The following is a 19,415-nucleotide window of genomic DNA, read 5'->3' on the forward strand; positions in this document are numbered from 1 at the left end:
GGCATCTATTGATGGACGCCGAATCCAAGCGAGCCGTCAGCCCCATGCGCATTCTCGTCGTCGAAAACTATCAAGCCACCTCGCTCGGCCTGATGCGGCCGGCGCTTGCCTCGGCCGGGGCGGTGATCGATATCCGCCGCGCCCATGAGGGCGACGCCTTGCCGGAAACCCCGGAAGGCTACGATGCGATCATCGTGCTCGGCGGTGGCCAGAGCGCGGTCGACGACGAGGCGCATCCCTATCTGCCGCGCCTCGCCCGCCTGATGCGCGCCTTTGGCGATGCCGACAAATCCGTGCTCGGCATCTGCCTGGGGTCGCAGATCCTGGCGCGCGGCTATGGCGCCAACAATATCCTGGGCCGGCCGACCGAATTCGGCTGGCAGGAAGTCACGCCGACGGAGGCGGGCCGCGACGATCCCGTCGTCGGCGTGCTGGAGGGCCCGTCGCCCCTGTTCCACTGGCATTCCGACACGTTCAGCCTGCCGGAGGGCGCCGTCCACCTGGCGACCAGCGCGCTGACGCCCAACCAGGCCTTTCGCATCGGCCGCGCCGTCTATGGCATCCAGTTCCACTTTGAGGCCGATACAGCGCTGGTGCGCGACTGGAGCGACACGTTCGGCGATGTCGCGGCGGAGATCGATCCGGACTGGCCGGAGCGCCATGCTCGCGAGGAAGGTCCGCTCGGCAGCCGCGCCGACGCCGCCGGAAGGGCGATCGCCCGTGCCTGGATCGCAACGATCCGGTAGGCGGGCTCGTCAAACGTTCCTAAGGATGCCGAACGCCGTTATGCGGGCATGAAGTCCGGGTCACGAAGCTGTTCCAAGGTCCATGGGCACTCTGCAGGAAAGGTCGATTTCGGCAGGCCCGTTTCGACTGCAGCCTCGCGTACCGCGTAGCGGTAGATGTCCGCAACGATTCGACCAGCATCCGCCTTCAGCGATCCATTGCGCTTTTCACGGCGCTCGATGTTGCCACGCTCGCGCAAGACGGTGATTTCCCAGGAGGCGGATCGCTGTTCCGGCTGGTATGTCCATTTCAGCAGATGGCCAATCAGGAGGCGGTAGGAAGACTCCAGCGCATGACGCTGCTCACTCCCCATGTCCTCCAACTCCTCGATCAGGTTGGGCAAATCGACTTCATGGATGCGCTTCTGCTGCAAGAGTTCGATCTGCTCGTACAGCCAAGCAGAGAAATCATCTTCGTAATCGGTCGGCGGATCGAAGAGCGGCTTTTCCTTGGCGAGGCCCATGCAGCTTTCTCCTGACCAAAGACAAATGGGTCCGCTCACTATGCCACGAACGGGGCCCCGAGAGGAGTTCGTCTTTCGGGCCTGCCGAGGGACCGGTCAACCTTCTTTTCCAACGGCATTTCCATCCCCCGACCATCATCCTGAGGCGCCCGACGAAGCCGGGCCTCGAAGGAGGATCTCTCCTCACTGGCACTGTGCGGAATATCCTTCCTTTACCTCTCCCTGAGGGAGAGGTCGACGGCCGCAGGCCGGCGGGTGAGGGTTTACGGCCTCACCGGATGGTTCCCTAAACCCTCACCCGGAGCTTCGATCCGACCTCTCCCTCAGGGAGAGGTAAGGGGCAACGCGGCACGAGTTGGGAAATCGGGGCTCGCTTGTCGAAGTATGGGCCAGACACTCACGATGATGGTGGAGCAGGACCAACCGTCTTGAAAGGCTACGGGAACAACGCCGCCCGCAGTCCAAAACCGTTCAGTCCCGGCGCACGGGACGCTTCGCCGTCGCGCGTTCCTCGAATTGCATCAGCCGCAGCGAGGCGATTTCTTCGCGGGCGCCGGCCTCGGCGGCGTCCTTCATCGACGCCGCGACATAGGCGATGTGATCGATGGCCGCCTGGCGGGCGGCTTCGGGATCGCCGGCAAGGATCGCATCCCGGATCGCCTTGTGCTGGGCCAGGAGCTGGTCGCGCGAGCCGGCCTGGCCGTAGAGACGGCTGCGATTGTAGAACACGCCGTCGGCCAGCAGCCGGTAACAGGCGCGCAGCACGTGGATGATGACGATGTTGTGCGTCGCCTCGCCGATCGCCTGGTGGAACTCAACGTCCAGCGCCGCCTCGCGCCGGAAGTCGGCCTTGCCGTGTTCGGCTTCCATCGTCTCGATGATGCGGCCGAGGATGATGCGGTCGGCCTCGGTGGCGCGCGTCGCCGCCATCGCCGCGGCCGTCGCCTCGATCTCGCGCCGGAATTCCAGATAGTCGCCGCCGGCCTTGGGCGATTGCGCGATCAGGTCGACGATCGGCGCGGCGAAGACAGACCCTTCGATCGCGGCCACATAGGTGCCGCCGCCCGGGCGGCTTTCGACCAGCCCGCGGCCCTCCAGCGCCTTCAGCGCATCGCGCAGGATCGGCCGCGAAACGCCGAGCGTCGCCGACAGGTCGCGCTCGCCCGGCAGCTTGTCGCCGGGATGCAGCACGCCCTCCAGCACCAGCATCTCGATCTGTCGCGCCACCTCGTCGGCGGTCGCGCGGGAAGGAATCGGTTGAAAGACCATGCGGAAGAGCCTATCAGCGGAAATCAGGAAGTGGTCAAGAAATTGATCCAGTTGGCGGGCGCGGCTCGCCTTTCAAGAATTCATATGAAATTGGAGCGGCGCCATGGGCGGCTTGAAGGACGCAACGAGCATTGCAGACCTGAGATTGTTGGCGAAGCGCCGCGTGCCGCGCGCCTTTTTCGATTATGCCGATCGCGGCTCCTACAATGAGGAAACGATCGACGCCAACTCGGCCGACTTCAAGGCCCTCAAGCTGCGCCAGCGCGTCATGGTCGACGTGTCCAACCGCTCGACCGAAGTCACGCTGCTCGGCGAGAAGTTCGCCTATCCCTTCGCCTTCGCCCCGACCGGCCTGACCGGCATGCAGCATGCCGATGGCGAGATCCTGGCGGCCAAGGCCTGCGAGAAGGCCAACATCCCGTTCGCGCTGTCGACCATGTCGATCTGCTCGATCGAAGACGTGGCGGCGGCGACCTCGCGGCCGTTCTGGTTCCAGCTCTACGTCATGAAGAACCGCAACTTCGCCAAGCAGCTGGTCGAGCGCGCCATCGCCGCCAAGTGCTCGGCCCTCATCCTGACGCTCGACCTGCAGGTGCAGGGCCAGCGCCACCGCGACATCAAGAACGGCATGACCGTGCCGCCGCAGATCAAGCTGCACAACGTCCTCGACATGGCGACCAAGCTGCCATGGGCGTTCAAGGTTCTGGGCAGCAAGCACAAGACCTTCGGCAATCTGAACGGCGTCGAGGGCATGAGCGGCGTCAAGTCGCTGGGCCAGTGGATCTCCGGCCAGTTCGACCCAGCGCTGAACTGGGATGACGTCGCCTGGATCCGCTCGATCTGGCCCGGCAAGCTGATCCTCAAGGGCGTTCTCGATGTCGGCGACGCGCAGAAGGCGGTCAACACCGGTGCCGACGCGATCGTCGTTTCCAACCATGGCGGCCGCCAGCTCGACGGCGCGCCGTCCGCCATCTCGCGCCTGCCGCGTATTGTCGACGCCGTCGGCAACCAGACCGAAATCCTGTTCGACAGCGGCATCCGCTCGGGCCAGGACGTGCTGCGCGCGCTGGCGCTCGGCGCCAAGGGCTGCATGCTGGGCAAGGCCTTCCTGTTCGGCCTTGGCGCCGGCGGTGAAGAGGGTGTCTCGAAGGTCATCCAGATCGTCGGCAAGGAGCTCGACGTCTCGATGGCGCTGACAGGTCGTCGCACCCTGGCCGAGATCGACGATACCGTCATCGATCGGGGTTGAGCCCTATCCGTCCCGGCCCTACTGCTTAGTCAGTTGGGCGCGGGATCGAGGGCGCGATGCGCGAAGGACCAAGACGTTTCGAGGATCATCCGCTTCGAAGCGCGGTGCTGAACGAGATCCATGCGCGGCCTTTCCACATGATGGAAGCGCCGCGCATTGTTTTGAACTACGCCTTCATGACCGATGCCGGCCACGCGGACGCGGCCCGCGACCGTCTCGCGGCGCTGTGTATCCGCAACGGCCTGCCGCAACCGGCAGCACATGCGCGCCATCACGTTGTCGATCTCTGCGGCGGCACGCTGCGCTGGGAGAGCCACGCCGAATTCACCACCTATAGCTGGGATGCGCGCGGCGGCGCCGGCGCGCTGCCGGCCGAGACGCCGTTCGGCGAGGCCTTCGAGGCGCCAGGCCCGCTGATGGTGGCCGCGCGGCTCGACCTCGTCGCCGACCAGCGCCCGATCGCCGAGCTGCTCTCCGGCTTCGATCCGGGCTCGCTCGCTGTCTCGGAAGTGGCCGGGGGCAGGGGGCTGATCGCATCCGATTTTCGCGAGGATGGTGACGGCTATACGCGCCTGCTGGTGGTCGATCGTGGGCTCGAGCCGCAGGAGGCGGGGCCGATCGTCCAGCGCCTGCTCGAGCTTGAGACTTATCGGACGCTGGCCATGCTCGGCCTGCCGGAAGCGCAGCGCCTGCATCCCGAGCTTCGCCGTATCGAGATGGATCTGGTCGCCAATACCGGCCGCTTCCGCGCCAGCGAAGGCTTCGAGGCCAACCGTGCCTTGCTCGACGACCTGACCGCCCAGGCCGGCGATCTGGAAGCCGGCGCCGCCGAAAGCGCCTTCCGCTTCGGCGCTAGCCGCGCCTATTCCGAGATCGTGCGCCTGCGCCTCAACGCCATGGATGAACAGCCGATCGCCGGCTATTCGAGCTTCACGGCCTTTCTCGCCCGCCGCATGGCGCCGGCGATGCGCACCTGCCAGACGGTGGAGGGGCGCCAGCAGGACCTGTCGCGAAAGCTCGCCCGCGCCGCTGCCCTGCTGCGCGCCCGCGTCGATGTCGAGCTGTCGCAGCAGAACCGCGCTTTGCTCGACAGCATGAACCGCCGCGCCCGGCTGCAACTGCGCCTGCAGCAGACGGTCGAAGGGCTCTCGGTCGCGGCGATCAGCTATTACATCGTCGGGCTGATCGGCTATCTGGCGAAGGGATCGTCCGTCGTCGGCTTCGAGCTGGACCCGGCGCATGTCACCGCCTTCGCGGTGATCCCGGTGGCGCTGTTCGTCTGGTTCCTGGTCCGCCGCATCCGCTCGAAGCATAATGACGGGCATGGCGCCGACTAGGGGGTAGCCGGCGCGAGGATCTTGCCGAGGCCTTCGTCCCAGTGCGGGTGCTCGCCATAGAGCCCGGCGAGGTGGTCGATGAACAGCCGCACCTTGGCGGCGAGGAAGCGCCGGCTCGGATAAACGGCATGCACCGCCACATGCCGCGAGGCGCGGTAGGCGGGCAGCACCACGACCAGGCGGCCCTCGCGAAGCTCCGGCCCGACATCCCAGGTCGAGCGGTAGGCGATGCCGAGGCCTGCCAGCACCGCTTCGCGCACCACCTCGTTGGAATTGGTGCGAAGCCTGCCCTCGACATGCACCGTCACCGGGCCGTCCGGCCCTTCCACCCGCCAGGGATCCTGGCTGGCGGTGGCGAGCAGCGTGTGCTTCGACAATTCAGCGATGGTCTGCGGCGTGCCATGTTCGGCGAGATAGGCCGGCGTCGCGCAGAGCAGGCGGTGGTTCGGCGCCAGGCGTCGCGCCACAAGGCTCGAATCCGTCAGCTCGGCGATGCGGATCGAGACGTCGATGCCGTCCTTGACCAAGTCGACGAACTCGTCGGAGAGCACGAGATTGACCGAAAGGCCGGGATTGGCGGCGAGAAAGCTGCCCAGATGCGGCGCGATGTGCAGCCGGCCGAAGGTGGTGGGCGCGGAGACCTTGAGCGTGCCGCGCGCCACGTCGGATCGCCGGCTGACGAACGACTCCGCCTCGTCGATCGAGGCGAGGATCTGCACCACGCGGTCGTGGAAGCCGCGCCCGGCCTCCGTCAGCGCAATCTGCCGGGTGGTGCGCTGCAACAGGCGCGTGCCAAGCCGATCCTCCAGACGCTTCAGGCGCTTGGAGACGACGGCGGGAGAGAGATCAAGCTCGCGGCCCGCGGCGGAAAGGCTTCCGGCGGTGACAACGCGGGCGAAGATCTCCATATCGGATAAGGTGCTCATTGCCTCTATAGTGGCAAAAAAACAGGGGCATTTTCAATCCTGGGGCAAGGATGATTGTTTTCTATCCCGGCTTGGGTACAAAACCGTCCGCGCCTAGAGTGGTTCTGAACTGGGAGGGAGGCTGCCATGTCCGCGATTGAGATTCCGAAGCCGGACCCGCGCATCCTCGCGCGCCGTGCGGAAATTCTCGCCGGCCTCGCCGCGCTGGTGCCGCCGACCTCGCTGATTACCGAGGAGGACGAGCGCCGCGCCTTCGAGACCGACGCGCTCACCGCCTATCGTCGCATCCCAATGGCCGTTGTGTTGCCGGAAACCACCGAGCAGGTTTCCAAGGTGCTAACATTCCTGAACCGGGAGGGCGTCAAGGTCGTCGCCCGCGGCGCCGGCACGTCGCTGGCCGGCGGCGCCATCCCGAGCGAGGACGCGGTCGTCCTCGGCGTCTCAAAGATGAGCCGGATCCTCGACGTCGACACCGCCAACCGCACCATCCGCGTCGAGTCCGGCGTCACCAATCTCGGCGTCTCCGGCGCCGTCGCCCATCTCGGCTTCTTCTATGCGCCCGACCCGTCGAGCCAGCTTGCCTGCACCATCGCCGGCAATATCGGCATGAACTCCGGCGGCGCGCATTGCCTGAAATATGGCGTTACCACCAACAACGTGCTGGGCGTCAAGATCGTGCTGATCGACGGCACCATCGTCGAGATCGGCGGCGCGCATATGGATGCGGCCGGCTATGACCTTTTGGGCCTGATCGTCGGCTCCGAAGGCCAGCTCGGCGTCGTCACCGAGGCGACGCTGCGCATCCTGCCGCTCGCCGAAGGCGCGCGACCGATGCTGATGGGCTTCCAGTCGGCCGAGGACGCCGGCGCCTGCGTGGCCGCGATCATCGCATCCGGCATCATCCCGGTCGCGATCGAATATATGGACCGTCCGGCGATCCAGGTCTGCGAAGCCTTCGCCCATGCCGGCTATCCGCTCGATGTCGAGGCGCTGCTGATCATCGAGGTCGAGGGTTCCGAAGCCGAGATCGAGGACCTGATCGGCAAGATCACGCGGATCGCTGCCGATTATGATCCGTCGGGCCTGCGCGTTTCGCAATCGGAAGCCGAGAGCGCCGCGATCTGGAAGGGCCGCAAATCCGCCTTCGGCGCGATGGGGCGGCTCGCCGACTATATCTGCATGGACGGCACGATCCCGACCGGCCAGCTCTCCGCCGTCCTGACCGGCATCGCCGAGATCTGCGCCGGCTATGGCCTGCGCGTCTCCAACATCTTCCATGCCGGCGATGGCAATCTGCATCCGCTGGTGCTGTTCAATGCCAACGATCCGGTTGAGCAGCACAAGGCCGAGCGCTGCGGCGAGGACATCCTCAAGCTCTGCGTCGATCTGGGCGGTTGCCTGACCGGCGAGCACGGCGTCGGCATCGAGAAGCGCGACCTGATGACCTACCAGTTCAACACCATCGATCTCGACCAGCAGATGCGTGTGAAAACCGCGCTCGATCCGCAGTGGCTGCTCAATCCGCACAAGGTGTTTCCGCTCGCGGGGCGCCCGGTCTGATGTGTGAATGTCCGTACTTCGAGAAAGCATGCCGATGACGTCGATCCTTCTCCCCGACAGCGAGACCGAGATCGAGGCGATCGTGCATGAGGCGGCGCAGTCGCACAGCCCGCTCGCGATCCATGGCGGCGGCACGCGGCCGATCGGCAAGCCGGTGCACGCGGACCGGACGCTTTCGACGAAGCTTCTGACCGGCATCACGCTGTACGAACCGTCGGAGCTCGTCATCTCGGCCCGCGCCGGTACGCCCCTGGCCGAGATCCAGCAGACGCTGGCCGCCAACCGGCAACGCCTGCCCTTCGAGCCGATCGACTACCGCCACCTGCTCGGCAATCACGGCATCCCGACGATCGGCGGCGTCACCGCTTCCAACAGTTCCGGTCCCCGTCGCATCCATTCGGGCGCGGCGCGCGACTCGCTGATCGGCGTCCGCGCCACCACCGGGCGGGGCGAGACGATCAAGTCCGGCGGCCGCGTCATGAAGAACGTGACCGGCTATGATTTCGTCAAGCTGCTGGCCGGGTCCTGGGGCACGCTCGCCGTGCTGACGGAAATCACCTACAAGCTGCTGCCGGAAGCCGAGACGGAACTGACGCTGCTCCTGACCGGGCTGTCGGCGGAGTGCGCCGTCGAGGCGATGACGACGGCCCTCGGTACGCCGTTCGAAGTGACGGGCGCGGCGCATCTGCCGGCGACCGACGGCATGCCGACCCGCACGGCGCTGCGACTGGAAGGCTTCGACGCCTCGGTCCGCTATCGTACCGACCGGCTCTATTCGGTGCTGCAGCCGTTTGTCGCGTTCGAGACGATTGCCGCCGAAGCCTCGCGCGTGCTCTGGGCGTCCATACGCGACGTCGAGGCGCTGGAAACGCCGCACGATGCCACGATCTGGCGGATTTCGGTCCGGCCGACCGATGGCCCGAGGGTCGGCGAGTCGTTGAAAGCTAAGCTTGGCAGCCGCGTGCTCTATGACTGGGCCGGCGGCCTGGTCTGGGCGAGCGCTCCGGCGGATGGCGATGGTGGCGCGGCCGTCGTGCGCGGCGCGGTCGCCTCCGTTGGGGGGCATGCCATGCTGGTGCGCGGATCGCCGGAACTGCGCGCCAGCGTGCCGGTGTTCGAGCCGGAGTCGCCCGGCGTGGCGGCGATGAGCCGCCTGATCAAGGCGACCTTCGATCCCGCCGGCGTGCTCAATCCGGGGCGGATGTAGGCGATGCCGGATATTGGGACCGCTGCGGGCAGGCCGCCGGCGCCGCAGGACGCCGCGGCCTTTCTGGACCTACTTCTCGGTGAAGCGGACGACGCCGACTTCGCAGACATCGACGCCTTCCAAAATGGCTTCGCTGTCGTCGACGAAGACGCCCTTGAAGTCGAATTTGCAGTAGCCGCTGCCGTCATCGATGTTGATGCTGACCGACCCACCGGCCGGAACCTGGTCGTCGCCGAGAATGTCTTCCTCCCAGTCGCTGGCGCCGACATTCGAGGCGTAGAATTCGTTCAGATCGCTGTTGGTCTCGTTGATGATCTTGACCTTGCGATTTTCGGCATGGGCCGCTCCGCCAAGGACCATGGTTGCAAAGACCACCGCGCCCAGGGCGGTCCACAGGCGATGCTGCATAATCATTCCTTTGATAGCACTGAAGAAATTTCAGGCGTCCCGCCAATGCCAGATGCCCCAAGGTCGCGCAAGCGTGATTGTTCGCCGTCCCTGACCCCGCCCGCTTCGGCAGAGTGACCCCATGCAAACCTCCTTTACCCTCGCCCAACTTGCCGACCCGGATGTGCGTGAATCCGAGAAGATCCTGCGCACCTGCGTCCATTGCGGTTTCTGTACGGCGACCTGTCCGACCTATCTGCTGCTCGGCGACGAACTCGACAGTCCGCGCGGGCGCATCTACCTGATCAAGGACATGCTCGAGGGCGGCAAGCCGGCGAACGAGCAGGTGGTCAAGCATGTCGATCGCTGCCTGTCCTGCCTTTCCTGCATGTCGACCTGTCCGTCCGGCGTGAATTACATGCACCTCGTCGATCATGCCCGCGCGCATATCGAGGAGACCTATGACCGGCCGATCGCCGACAAGGTGATCCGTTCGGCCATTGCCGGAATCCTGCCCTATCGCAACCGTTTCCGCCTGGCGCTGGTAGGAGCTGCCATGGCGCGTCCTTTTGCGGGGCCGATGGGCAAGGTGCCGGGTTTCAAGCGGATCAGCGCCATGCTGAAGCTGGCGCCGCGCTTTCCGCACGGCCGCACTGCTTCGGAAGGGCCGGGCACCTTCCCGACGGAGGTCGAGAAGCGCGGCCGCGTCGCGCTGCTTTCCGGCTGCGTCCAGCCCGTGCTCGACCCCGGTATCAACGAGGCGACGATCCGCCTGCTGAACCGGGTCGGCGTCGAGGTGGTGATCGCCAAGGGCGAGACCTGCTGCGGCTCGCTCGCCCATCACATGGGCAAGTCGGAACAATCGCATGCGACGGCCAAGCGGGCGATCGATGCCTGGACCGCCGAAATGGATGGCGAGGGGCTCGACGCCATCATCATCACCGCGTCCGGCTGCGGCACGACGATCAAGGATTACGGCTTCATGTTCCGCGAGGACGCCGCCTATGCCGAAAAGGCGGCGCGCGTGTCAGCCATCGCCAAGGACATCACCGAATATCTGGAGAGCTTGAAGCTCGCGCCCGTCGCCGCGCCGAAGCCCTTGACCGTGGCCTATCACTCCGCATGCTCGATGCAGCACGGCCAGCAGATCAAGACGACGCCGAAGACGCTGCTGGCGAAGGCAGGCTTCACCGTGCGCGATGTGCCCGAAGGCCATATCTGCTGCGGCTCGGCCGGCACCTACAACATGCTGCAGCCGGAACTGTCGCAGCAGCTCAAGGCGCGAAAGCTCGGCAACATCGCCAAGGTGTCGCCCGATGTCGTCGCCACCGGCAATATCGGCTGCATCACGCAGCTCTCCGGCGGCGTGCCGGTGGTCCATACGATCGAGTTGCTGGATTGGGCCTATGGAGGCCCGAAGCCGGCCGGCCTCAACGTCTGATACATCGCGCCGGACGGTCGGCGCGATCGCCCGAAATCAGAGATCGCTGGCAGTCAGCGTGTAGGACGCGTGCGCCTGCCGGGAATAGGCGCGCGCCGCGGCGTGCTCGATCCGCGCCCGGTTGGCGTCGAAGGTGCGCAGCGCATGGTCCTCGTCCAGCGCACCGTTCGGATCGATGCGCGCGAGGGCATCCGCTTCGAGATAGAACGAGACTTCCTTCGCGCTATCGTGGCCCCAGAACTGAATCCGGTGGCGCGTCTCATTGTAACTGCGGCTTCGATTGGGGAATTGGAGGTTCATCTTCCAAGCATACGCGCAATTCCGCGCGAGGGTTACCTCTATTGTGGTCCCAGTCGATATGGCCATGAATTCAGAGATCTGAAGGCCTTCTCCTTTACCGGCCCAAAGCAATTCAAGACGGGGCGTCGAGACGACCCTCTCAAAGCGGTTGAGGACTTGGGAGCGCTACGGCCAGTTCTAGGCCTCCGGCGCATGGCCCGCGCGCGCCGACAGCAGGACGCGCTCCACCCGTCGATCCGGCACGAGCCAGATCATTGCGACGCCGACATAGCAGGCGATGGCGATCCACGGGCTGACAAAGGCAAGCGCGACCGCGACGGCATAGATCAGGACGGAAATCTTGCCCTTGCGATCCCGGCCGAATGCCTCGGCGATAGCCGAGTTTGCGCCTTCGAGCCGGATGAGCGACCGCGCGAGGATGTAATAGGCGATACCGCACATCATCAGCACGAAGCCGTAAACAGCGACCGGGACCGACTCGATGTGGTTTTCGCCCATCCATGCCGTGGTGAACGGCGTCAGCGACAGCCAGAACAGCAGGTGCAGATTGGCCCAGAGCACGCCGCCGCGGACATGGCTGACGGCATGGAACATGTGGTGATGGTTGTTCCAGTAGATGCCGATCATGATGAAGCTCAGCACATAGCTGAGAAATACCGGCACGAGGGGCAGAAGCGTGTGGATGTCCGCCTGGTGCGGCACCTTCAGTTCCAGCACCATGATGGTGATGATGATGGCGATGACGCCGTCGCTGAATGCTTCGATCCGGCTCTTGTTCATGCCCGCTGCTCCGTCGCCATGCCAGCTCGCACGCTAGCCCTTTCCGTGGCGTCGCTCCATCCTTGCCGTGCGCGCGATAGGGTCGCTCCTGCGTCGAGGCGCGGAGCGCCTGGAAGCCTGCGCGATGTGTCCGTGCGCGCGGCGACATGGGTCGCACGCTGCTCTGCCTACCAGGGATCGCCGGGGTGCCTCTTGCCTGTCCGCCTAGCCATGCTAGGGTCCGCTCGTCTCATCGGGGTGCCCTGATCCATCCGGATCCTGGCTGAGAGGTCTTCGGACTAACCCGCGAACCTGATCCGGATCATGCCGGCGGAGGGATTGAGCCAAGCGCCTGGATGCTCAAGCACCTGGATGTTCTTGCCGTCGTTCCGTCCTGCGTCACAGCAAAGGACGTCTACCTGTGTCTCCCAACCCTTCCTTCACGATCGAAGCCGCGACCGATGCGTTGCATGCCATGCGGGCTGCCCGTCCGCTCGTCCAGAACATCACCAACTACGTCGCCATGACGATCTCGGCCAATGTGCTGCTCGCCGTCGGCGCGTCGCCAGCCATGGTGCATGCGACCGAGGAGGTCGACGACTTCGTCGCCATCTCCAATGCGCTGGTGATCAATATCGGCACGCTGTCGCCGACCTGGATCGAGGGCATGCAGCGCGCGGCGAAGCGGGCCGTCGCCCTCGCCAAGCCCTGGGTGCTGGACCCGGTCGGCTGCGGCGCGACGAAGTTCCGCACCGATTTCGCCGTCGAGATGAGCCGGGCGGGTCCGTCGATCATTCGCGGTAATGCCAGCGAGATCATGAGCCTCGCCGGCGCGGCCGGGGCAGGGGGCAAGGGCGTCGATTCGACCGCTTCGTCCGATGCGGCGATGGAAGCCGGCAAGGCGCTGGCGCGCGCCAGCGGCGCGGTCGTCGCCATCACGGGCGAGACGGACTATGTCACGGACGGCACGACGGTCGTGGCGATCACCGGCGGCAGCCCGCTAATGCCGCTCTCGACCGCGCTGGGCTGTGCGTTGTCGGCGACAGTTGCCGCCTTCGCCGCCGTGCGTCCGCCCTTCGAGGCGGCGGTCGCCGCCATCGCCGTCTATGGCGCGGCGGGCGCCGCCGCGGCGACCCGCGTGACCGGGCCGGGCCATCTGCCGGCGGAGCTTTGCGACGCGCTCTATGTGGCCGACGCCGACATGATCGCGCGTTATGCGACCATCCGGGTTGTTGATGAGGTGAATGTCTGATGAGCCGTCCTTTCGATCTTTCGCTTTATCTCGTCACCGACGAGGACCTGGCCGGACCGCGCGGCGTGGTCGAAACGGTGCGCGCCGCGATCGAGGGCGGCGTCACGCTGGTGCAGCATCGCTGCAAGCACGGCACCACCCGCGATTTCGTCGCGACGGCGTCGGAGCTGATGGAAATCCTGCGCCCGCGTGGCATCCCGCTCATCATCAATGACCGCGTCGATGTCGCGCTGGCGGTCGATGCCGATGGGGTCCATGTCGGCCAGGACGACATGCGCGTCGCCAAGGTGCGCGAACTGATCGGCCCGGATCGCATTCTCGGCCTGTCCGCGGCATTGATGGAGGAACTGACGCCGGACGAACTCGGCCCGATCGATTATCTCGGCGTCGGCCCGGTCTTCGCGACGACGACCAAGCCGGACGCGGACGACGCGATCGGCTTCGACCATCTCGGGCGGATCAAGGCGGCGGCTGGCCTTCCGGTCGTGGCGATCGGTGGCCTGAAGCCCGAGCATGTCGAGCCGACGCTGGCGGCGGGCGCCGATGGCCTTGCCGTCGTTTCCGCCATCATGGCGGCGGAAGACCCGGCAAAGGCGGCGCGCGACTTCGCCGACCGCATCGCGCGCTACCGTTCGCAATAGGGCGACTTATTCCAAAACGGAACAAGTTCTGCCCTGTTCATGCAGGTTCAGTTGAAGACGGCGGCGTGGCATAGTCCGCTCCAACGTGCCCACCGAGGAGTTGTCCATGTCCGCCACCAACGCTGAACGCCTGGTCGTCAAGGGAGCCCTGGGGCCCCGTTTCGACGAGATCCTGACGCCCGAGGCGCTCGCCTTCGTCGCCGAACTGCATGGCCGGTTCGACGCGAAGCGCCGCGCCCTGCTCGAATTCCGCAACGAGCGTCAGGTCTTCTTCGACAATGGCGGGCTGCCGGACTTCCTGCCCGAAACCAAGGCGATCCGCGAGGGCGACTGGAAGGTCGCGCCGATCCCGGCCGACCTGCAGGACCGCCGCGTCGAGATCACCGGCCCTGTCGACCGCAAGATGATCGTCAACGCGCTGAACTCCGGCGCGAAGGTGTTCATGGCCGATTTCGAGGACGCATCCTCGCCGGTCTGGGCCAACATGATCGAGGGCCAGCTGAATCTGAAGGACCGCTGGGCCAACCAGATCGACTTCACCGACGCGCGCACCGGCAAGGCCTACAAGCTCGGCGCCAATCCGGCCGTGCTGATCATCCGCCCGCGCGGCTGGCACCTGCCCGAGCGCCACATCACCTTTGACGGCATGGACGCTTCCGGTTCGCTCGTCGATTTCGGCCTCTATGTCTTCCACAATGCCAAGGCGGCGCTGGCGCAGGGCTCGGGCCCGTATTTCTACCTGCCCAAGATCGAGAGCCATCTCGAGGCGCGCCTCTGGAACGACGTCTTCACCTATGCCGAGGAGGCGCTGGGGCTGGCGCACGGCACCATCAAGGCGACCGTCCTGATCGAGACGCTGCCGGCGGCCTTCGAGATGGACGAGATCCTCTATGAACTGAAGGACCACATGGCCGGTCTCAATTGCGGCCGCTGGGACTACATCTTCTCGTTCATCAAGACGCTGCGCAACAACAAGGCCTTCCTGCTGCCGGATCGCGGCCAGGTCGTCATGGGCAAGGCGTTCCTGCTCGCCTATTCGGAACTGCTGATCAAGACCTGCCACCGCCGTGGCGCCTTCGCCATGGGCGGCATGGCCGCGCAGATCCCGATCAAGAACAACCCGGAAGCCAACGCCGCCGCCTTCGCCAAGGTTCGCGCCGACAAGGAACGCGAGGCCAATGCCGGCCATGACGGAACCTGGGTCGCGCATCCGGATCTGGTGCCGGTCGCCATGGAAGTGTTCGACCGCCTAATGCCGACGCCGAACCAGCTCACGCGCCTGCGCGAGGAGGTCTCCTTCGGCCAGAAGGACATGCTCGCCATCCATGACGGCACCCGGACGGAAGAGGGACTGCGCCACAACATCCGCGTTGGCGTCCAGTATATCGAGGCTTGGCTGCGCGGTCGTGGCGCGGTGCCGATCTACAACCTCATGGAAGATGCGGCGACCGCCGAGATCAGCCGTGCGCAGATCTGGCAGCAGCTCAATTTCGAGGCGACGCTGGAGGACGGCCAGAAGGTGACGGAAGAACTGTTCCGCCGCGCGCTGGCCGAGGAAATGGAAGTCGTGAAGGGCGAGGTCGGCGCGGACAATTACGCTGCCGGCCGCTTCCCCGAGGCAATCGACCTGTTCGCCAAGCTCTCGACCGCCAAGTCCTTCGAGGCCTTCCTCACGGTCCCGGCCTACAAGCTGATCGACTAGCCGAGCCGATTGACGCGCATTCCGCGTCCGCTAAAAATGGCGGCAGGCTGATACGGCCTGCCGCTTGCGCCTCTTGGGGTATGGTGAATGTATCCGACTGAATGAACCTGATCCGTTGGCTCCGGCGAACGCCTCAGCAATGCAAGCGCTGACGTGACTGCGTTCGCCCTGAGGCAAGGAACAGGAAACATGCGCGATTTTCGCGATGCCAAAGCCATGGCAAAGGCGCTTCGGGCCTCCATGGCCGAGCGCAATATCGAACTCTCCCATAGCGAAACGCTCGAGATCGTCGCCCGCCAGTTTGGCTATGACGACTGGAACATTCTGGCGGCCGAAATTGCTTCGGACACTCCCAAGGCGCAGGCCGTGGTCGTCGGAGATATCCGGTTCAATCAGGTCATCCCGATCCTGCGGATCTTCGACATCGCCAAGGCGATGGAATTCTATCGGGATTTTCTCGGCTTCACCGTCGATTGGGAACATCGCTACGGCGAGGGCATGCCGCTCTATGCGCAGGTGTCGCGCGCCGGCATGCTGTTGCATCTGTCCGAACACCATGGCGATGCGAGCCCGGGCTCGACGGTGTTCGTCTGGATGCGTGGGATCGAGGCCTTCCATCGCGAACTTCTCGGCAAGAAGTACGGCTATTCGCGCCCGGGGCTAGAAGACACCGGCTACGACGCCCGCATGGTCGAGGTGCCGGATCCGTTCGGCAACCGGATCCGATTCAACGAACACAACGACCCCGCGGGCGCTCGCTAAGCCGTTCTCCAGACTGGTCGCGGAGACCCATCCCGAGTGACCGGAATGGGTCTTGATGTCCTACACTTCGACGGCGGTCGGCACCGGGCTGCGGCCGCCGCGCAGGGGACGCTCTTCCATGATCGCGAGCAGGGCCAGCGAGATGGCGATGCAGATCGTCGCCGCGATGAAGACGCCGTTGAACGCGCCGGCCAGCGAAACGCCGGCCTCCGCCGCGGCGGCGATCTTGGCCTCGACCGAAGTGCCGGTTCCGCCCGAGATCGCACCCAGGCCGCCTAGGAAGATCGCGCCGAAGGCGGCCACCAGGATGGCGCTGCCGAGCGAGCGCATGAAGTTGATCGTGGCCGTCGCCGTGCCGAGGTGGTGCGCCTGCACGGCGTTCTGCGCCACGACGATGGTCACGGGGAACAGCGTGCCGAGGCCGGCGCCGATGAAGGTCAGGATGACCTCGATCGAGATCACGTCGAGCCGGCCGGCCCAGACCGCGAGGACCCCGGTCAGGACCATCGCAACTGTCAGTCCGATCATCGGCGAGCGCTTGTAGTGCTGGACGCGTGCCATGACGCGGCCGGAAAACTGCGCGCCGAACACGGTGCCGATCGAGAGTGGAATGAGCGCGAAGCCGGATTCCGCCGCCGACATGTGCAGCACCGACTGGAAGAACAGCGGCATGTAGATCGAGAGGCCCACCATGGTGCCGATGCCGAAGAAGCCGGCGAGCGTGGCGGTTGCCACGACCTGGTCGCGCAGCACGCCGACCGGCAGGAAGGGCTCCGGCGCATTCAGGACGCGGAACACGAACAGCGCCCATGCGGCCAGGGAGGCGACGAACAGGCCTATGATCTCCCAGGAAGACCAGGGATAGGAAACGCCGCCCCAGCTGAGCGCCAGCAGCAGCAGAACCGCCGCCGCGACCAGCAGCACCGCGCCGATGATGTCCAGCTTGTGCGGGCGGTCGTTGCGCGGCAGCTTCTTCAGCGCGTTGAAGGTCATGGCGAAGGCGAGCAGGCCGAGCGGCACGTTGATCCAGAAGATAACGGTCCAGTTCAGCGATTCCGAAAGCACGCCGCCCAGCACGGGTCCGGCGACACTGGCCGCCGCGAACACGGCGCCGAAATAGCCCATGTACTTGGCGCGTTCCTTGGGCGCGATCGCATCGCCCGTGATGGTATGGGCGAGCGAGATCAACCCGCCGCCGCCCAGTCCCTGCAGGAAGCGGGCGATGATCAGCCCGGTCATGGTCGGCGCGAGCGCGCAGGCGACCGAGCCGATGATGAAGATGACGATCGCGATCAGCAGGACCGTGCGGCGGCCATGGATATCGCTGAGCTTGCCGTAGAGCGGCGTGACGGCCGTCGACGACAGCAGATACGCGGTCACGACCCAGGCGATGTTCTGGAGATCGCCCAGTTCGCGCCCGATGGTGGGCAGCGCGGTCGCGACGATGGTCTGGTCGAGAGCTGCCAGGAACATCGCCAGCATGACGCCAAGCACGATCGAGCGAATGGTGGCCTGGTCGAGCGGAGCCGGGCCGGGGCGCGCGGAAACGGAAGCATCCATGGGGTATCGCCAATGTGATTGTTCGCCCGCCGGGTAGGGCCGGGGCGATAAAGACGGCTGATCATTCTGATTCAGCAAAGATGGGCCGGAGCTTAGCCCCGTTGCCCGACGATCTCAATCCGCGGTCCCGGCCGATCGGTGGGACCGCGGCGTTTCAGTGGCCGCCGCCACCGCCGGCAGGCGCTGCCTGCGGCTTCTGGGCAAGCGGGACCAGCAGCACGATCAGCGCGAAGATGACCGCGAGCACGAGGAAGACGTCCGAGAAAGCCATCACCAGCGCCTCGCGCTTGACCGACTGGGTCAGCGTCTTGATCGCCGCCAGATTGGCGTCGCTGCCCATCGTGGCGGCGAAGCCCTTGGTCATCATGTCGAGCCGTTCGGTCGCCGCCTCGCGGCCCCACTGCACCTGCTCGTGCAGACGGGTGATGTGCAGGTCCCAGCGATTGTTCAAGATCGTGGTGATGACGGCCAGGCCGACGGCGCCACCGAGGTTTCGCGTCAGGTTGAACAGGCCGGACGCGTTCTTCATCCGCTCGGGCGGCAGGGTTCCCAGCGCCAGCATCGAGACAGGCATCATCGACGTCATCAGCGCGACGCCGCGCATCGCCTGGGGAATGAACAGCTCGTTGAAGGCCCAGTCCTTGGTGATCGGTACCAGTTCGAGGCAGGAGAGTGCGAACAGCGACAGGCCGAACGCCATCATGTAGCGCGGATCCATCTTCTGGCCGAGCCGGCCGACGATCGGCGCGGTGATCATCATGAACAGGCCGGTGACGAACATGGTCTCGCCGATCTGCAGGGAATCGTAGCCGCGAACCCGGGCCAGATAGACCGGATAGAGGTAGACGAGGCCATAGAGACCGACGCCGAGCATGAAGGAAAACAGCGCGCCGGTGGCGAAGTTGCGGTTCTGGAAGGCGCGAACATCGACGATCGGCTCCTGCGCCCGCAGAACGCGCCAGAAGAACAGCACGCCGGCGACCACGGTCACGACGGCCAGCGTCGCGATCGTCTCGTCCTGGAACCAGTCATTGGCCGACCCTTCCTCGAGCACATATTCGAGGCTGCCGAGGAACAAAGCGAGCGTGACCAGGCCCATATAATCGAAGCGCTGCAGCAGCTTGAAGTTGGGCTTGTCCCAGTCGACGAAGGCCAGCACGCCGAGAGTCACGCAGATGCCGGGGATAACATTGACCAGGAACAGCCAGTGCCAGGAGAAGATGTTGGTGAGATAGCCGCCAATGGTCGGGCCGACGGTGGGCGCCAGCGTCGCGATCAGGCCGACGATCGCCGACACCATGGCGCGCCGGTTGGGCGGGAAGATCGTGAAGGCGGCGGCGAACACGGCCGGGATCATGCCGCCGCCGATGAAGCCCTGCGCCGCGCGCCAGGCGATCATCTCGCCGATCGACGAGGAACTGGCGCAGCCGATCGAGGTGATGGTGAAGCCACCGGCGGCGATGGCGAACAGATAGCGGGTCGACAGCGCGCGGCCGAGGAAGCCCGACAGCGGGATCATGATGATCTCCGCGATCAGATAGGCCGTCTGCACCCAGGAGATTTCCTGCGAACTGGCGGAAAGGCCTGCCTGGATCTCGGTCAGCGATGACGAGACGATCTGGATGTCGAGAATCGCCATGAACATGCCGACCGCCATGGCAACGAAGCCAAGCGTGCGGCGGGGCGTCATCACGGGAAGGGCGGGTGGTTGCGGACCGGCCATGACTGTCTCCTGGGGGTGCGTTCACCCCTGAAAAGCGCCAGGCTTCTGGACCTGGCGGCACGGCCGTGCGCAGACGGTCGGTTTGGTTCAA

General features: G+C 65.5%; 18 protein-coding genes and 1 riboswitch. Of the genes, 10 read left to right on the forward strand and 8 right to left on the reverse strand.

The window, feature by feature from the left end:
- Positions 1-44: 44 nt before the first annotated feature.
- Complete coding sequence (locus ABIE08_RS16590; RefSeq protein WP_354552834.1) at positions 45-746, forward strand: type 1 glutamine amidotransferase; 702 nt, start codon at positions 45-47, stop codon at positions 744-746.
- A gap of 38 nt (positions 747-784) precedes the next feature.
- Here ABIE08_RS16590 and ABIE08_RS16595 read toward each other — a convergent pair whose 3' ends face one another.
- The gene (locus ABIE08_RS16595) at positions 785-1,249 is read right to left on the reverse strand and encodes a DUF29 domain-containing protein (protein ID WP_354552697.1); all 465 of its coding nucleotides are present in this window, start codon (positions 1,247-1,249) and stop codon (positions 785-787) included.
- Positions 1,250-1,720: 471 nt separating this feature from the next.
- Positions 1,721-2,518: a FadR/GntR family transcriptional regulator gene (locus tag ABIE08_RS16600; RefSeq protein WP_266333527.1), complete on the reverse strand. Its 798-nt coding sequence runs from the start codon at positions 2,516-2,518 to the stop codon at positions 1,721-1,723.
- Between the two features lie 112 nt (positions 2,519-2,630).
- Here ABIE08_RS16600 and ABIE08_RS16605 point away from each other — a divergent pair, with 112 nt between their 5' ends.
- Positions 2,631-3,767 carry an alpha-hydroxy acid oxidase gene (locus ABIE08_RS16605; protein WP_354552836.1) on the forward strand — a complete coding sequence of 379 codons (1,137 nt, stop codon included), beginning with the start codon at positions 2,631-2,633 and terminating at the stop codon, positions 3,765-3,767.
- 56 nt (positions 3,768-3,823) lie between these two features.
- Positions 3,824-5,104, forward strand: coding sequence for a DUF3422 family protein (locus ABIE08_RS16610; RefSeq protein WP_354552699.1), 1,281 nt, complete (start codon positions 3,824-3,826; stop codon positions 5,102-5,104).
- Here ABIE08_RS16610 and ABIE08_RS16615 read toward each other — a convergent pair.
- Positions 5,101-6,030 carry a LysR family transcriptional regulator gene (locus ABIE08_RS16615; RefSeq protein WP_354552700.1) on the reverse strand — a complete coding sequence of 310 codons (930 nt, stop codon included), beginning with the start codon at positions 6,028-6,030 and terminating at the stop codon, positions 5,101-5,103. The genes ABIE08_RS16610 and ABIE08_RS16615 overlap by 4 nt on opposite strands.
- Positions 6,031-6,156: 126 nt before the next feature.
- On the opposite strand from ABIE08_RS16615, the gene ABIE08_RS16620 reads away from it, so the two are divergent.
- A complete protein-coding gene (locus tag ABIE08_RS16620; protein ID WP_354552701.1) occupies positions 6,157-7,590 on the forward strand; it encodes an FAD-linked oxidase C-terminal domain-containing protein in 1,434 nt (477 codons plus the stop codon).
- Positions 7,591-7,624: 34 nt separating this feature from the next.
- Positions 7,625-8,797, forward strand: coding sequence for an FAD-binding protein (locus ABIE08_RS16625; protein ID WP_354552703.1), 1,173 nt, complete (start codon positions 7,625-7,627; stop codon positions 8,795-8,797).
- 69 nt (positions 8,798-8,866) lie between these two features.
- On the opposite strand, the gene ABIE08_RS16630 is transcribed toward ABIE08_RS16625, so the two are convergent.
- Positions 8,867-9,205, reverse strand: a complete 339-nt coding sequence (locus tag ABIE08_RS16630; protein WP_354552704.1) for a hypothetical protein — start codon at positions 9,203-9,205, stop codon at positions 8,867-8,869.
- 121 nt (positions 9,206-9,326) lie between these two features.
- On the opposite strand from ABIE08_RS16630, the gene glcF reads away from it, so the two are divergent.
- A complete protein-coding gene (gene glcF / locus ABIE08_RS16635) occupies positions 9,327-10,625 on the forward strand; it encodes a glycolate oxidase subunit GlcF (protein ID WP_354552705.1) in 1,299 nt (432 codons plus the stop codon).
- Between the two features lie 36 nt (positions 10,626-10,661).
- Here glcF and ABIE08_RS16640 read toward each other — a convergent pair whose 3' ends face one another.
- Together ABIE08_RS16640 and ABIE08_RS16645 are read right to left on the reverse strand one after the other, a co-directional pair.
- On the reverse strand, positions 10,662-10,925 hold the full coding sequence (locus tag ABIE08_RS16640) for a DUF1488 domain-containing protein (protein ID WP_354552707.1): 264 nt from the start codon (positions 10,923-10,925) through the stop codon (positions 10,662-10,664).
- 177 nt (positions 10,926-11,102) lie between these two features.
- The gene (locus ABIE08_RS16645; RefSeq protein WP_354552708.1) at positions 11,103-11,705 is read right to left on the reverse strand and encodes a TMEM175 family protein; all 603 of its coding nucleotides are present in this window, start codon (positions 11,703-11,705) and stop codon (positions 11,103-11,105) included.
- A gap of 223 nt (positions 11,706-11,928) precedes the next feature.
- A riboswitch (TPP riboswitch) is annotated at positions 11,929-12,040 on the forward strand.
- Positions 12,041-12,105: 65 nt separating this feature from the next.
- Here ABIE08_RS16645 and thiM point away from each other — a divergent pair.
- The 4 genes from thiM (at position 12,106) to ABIE08_RS16665 (ending at position 16,041) form a co-directional block, all read left to right on the forward strand.
- Positions 12,106-12,936, forward strand: a complete 831-nt coding sequence (thiM, locus tag ABIE08_RS16650; RefSeq protein ID WP_354552709.1) for a hydroxyethylthiazole kinase — start codon at positions 12,106-12,108, stop codon at positions 12,934-12,936.
- The gene (thiE, locus tag ABIE08_RS16655; RefSeq protein ID WP_354552710.1) at positions 12,936-13,577 is read left to right on the forward strand and encodes a thiamine phosphate synthase; all 642 of its coding nucleotides are present in this window, start codon (positions 12,936-12,938) and stop codon (positions 13,575-13,577) included. The genes thiM and thiE overlap by 1 nt, the downstream gene beginning before the upstream one ends.
- A 106-nt stretch (positions 13,578-13,683) precedes the next feature.
- Complete coding sequence (aceB, locus tag ABIE08_RS16660; RefSeq protein WP_354552712.1) at positions 13,684-15,279, forward strand: malate synthase A; 1,596 nt, start codon at positions 13,684-13,686, stop codon at positions 15,277-15,279.
- Positions 15,280-15,468: 189 nt separating this feature from the next.
- Positions 15,469-16,041 (forward strand): glyoxalase superfamily protein, encoded by a 573-nt coding sequence (locus ABIE08_RS16665; RefSeq protein ID WP_354552837.1) that lies wholly within the window; start codon positions 15,469-15,471, stop codon positions 16,039-16,041.
- A gap of 60 nt (positions 16,042-16,101) precedes the next feature.
- Here ABIE08_RS16665 and ABIE08_RS16670 read toward each other — a convergent pair whose 3' ends face one another.
- Entirely contained in the window at positions 16,102-17,601 is a 1,500-nt protein-coding gene (locus ABIE08_RS16670) for an MDR family MFS transporter (RefSeq protein WP_354552713.1), read from the reverse strand.
- A gap of 154 nt (positions 17,602-17,755) precedes the next feature.
- Positions 17,756-19,324 carry a DHA2 family efflux MFS transporter permease subunit gene (locus ABIE08_RS16675; protein WP_354552715.1) on the reverse strand — a complete coding sequence of 523 codons (1,569 nt, stop codon included), beginning with the start codon at positions 19,322-19,324 and terminating at the stop codon, positions 17,756-17,758.
- Between the last annotated feature and the right edge of the window lie 91 nt (positions 19,325-19,415).

The organism is Kaistia defluvii, from assembly GCF_040548815.1.
Classification (GTDB): domain Bacteria; phylum Pseudomonadota; class Alphaproteobacteria; order Rhizobiales; family Kaistiaceae; genus Kaistia; species Kaistia defluvii_A.

Bases quoted from the DNA above. Each gene is read 5' to 3' on its own strand.
- ABIE08_RS16590 (WP_354552834.1), top strand. From the start codon at position 45: ATGCGCATTCTCGTCGTCGAAAACTATCAAGCCACCTCGCTCGGCCTG.
- ABIE08_RS16595 (WP_354552697.1), bottom strand. From the start codon at position 1,249: ATGGGCCTCGCCAAGGAAAAGCCGCTCTTCGATCCGCCGACCGATTAC.
- ABIE08_RS16600 (WP_266333527.1), bottom strand. From the start codon at position 2,518: ATGGTCTTTCAACCGATTCCTTCCCGCGCGACCGCCGACGAGGTGGCG.
- ABIE08_RS16610 (WP_354552699.1), top strand. From the start codon at position 3,824: ATGCGCGAAGGACCAAGACGTTTCGAGGATCATCCGCTTCGAAGCGCG.
- ABIE08_RS16615 (WP_354552700.1), bottom strand. From the start codon at position 6,030: ATGAGCACCTTATCCGATATGGAGATCTTCGCCCGCGTTGTCACCGCC.
- ABIE08_RS16620 (WP_354552701.1), top strand. From the start codon at position 6,157: ATGTCCGCGATTGAGATTCCGAAGCCGGACCCGCGCATCCTCGCGCGC.
- ABIE08_RS16625 (WP_354552703.1), top strand. From the start codon at position 7,625: ATGACGTCGATCCTTCTCCCCGACAGCGAGACCGAGATCGAGGCGATC.
- ABIE08_RS16630 (WP_354552704.1), bottom strand. From the start codon at position 9,205: ATGCAGCATCGCCTGTGGACCGCCCTGGGCGCGGTGGTCTTTGCAACC.
- glcF (WP_354552705.1), top strand. From the start codon at position 9,327: ATGCAAACCTCCTTTACCCTCGCCCAACTTGCCGACCCGGATGTGCGT.
- ABIE08_RS16640 (WP_354552707.1), bottom strand. From the start codon at position 10,925: ATGAACCTCCAATTCCCCAATCGAAGCCGCAGTTACAATGAGACGCGC.
- ABIE08_RS16645 (WP_354552708.1), bottom strand. From the start codon at position 11,705: ATGAACAAGAGCCGGATCGAAGCATTCAGCGACGGCGTCATCGCCATC.
- thiE (WP_354552710.1), top strand. From the start codon at position 12,936: ATGAGCCGTCCTTTCGATCTTTCGCTTTATCTCGTCACCGACGAGGAC.
- aceB (WP_354552712.1), top strand. From the start codon at position 13,684: ATGTCCGCCACCAACGCTGAACGCCTGGTCGTCAAGGGAGCCCTGGGG.
- ABIE08_RS16665 (WP_354552837.1), top strand. From the start codon at position 15,469: ATGCGCGATTTTCGCGATGCCAAAGCCATGGCAAAGGCGCTTCGGGCC.
- ABIE08_RS16670 (WP_354552713.1), bottom strand. From the start codon at position 17,601: ATGGATGCTTCCGTTTCCGCGCGCCCCGGCCCGGCTCCGCTCGACCAG.
- ABIE08_RS16675 (WP_354552715.1), bottom strand. From the start codon at position 19,324: ATGGCCGGTCCGCAACCACCCGCCCTTCCCGTGATGACGCCCCGCCGC.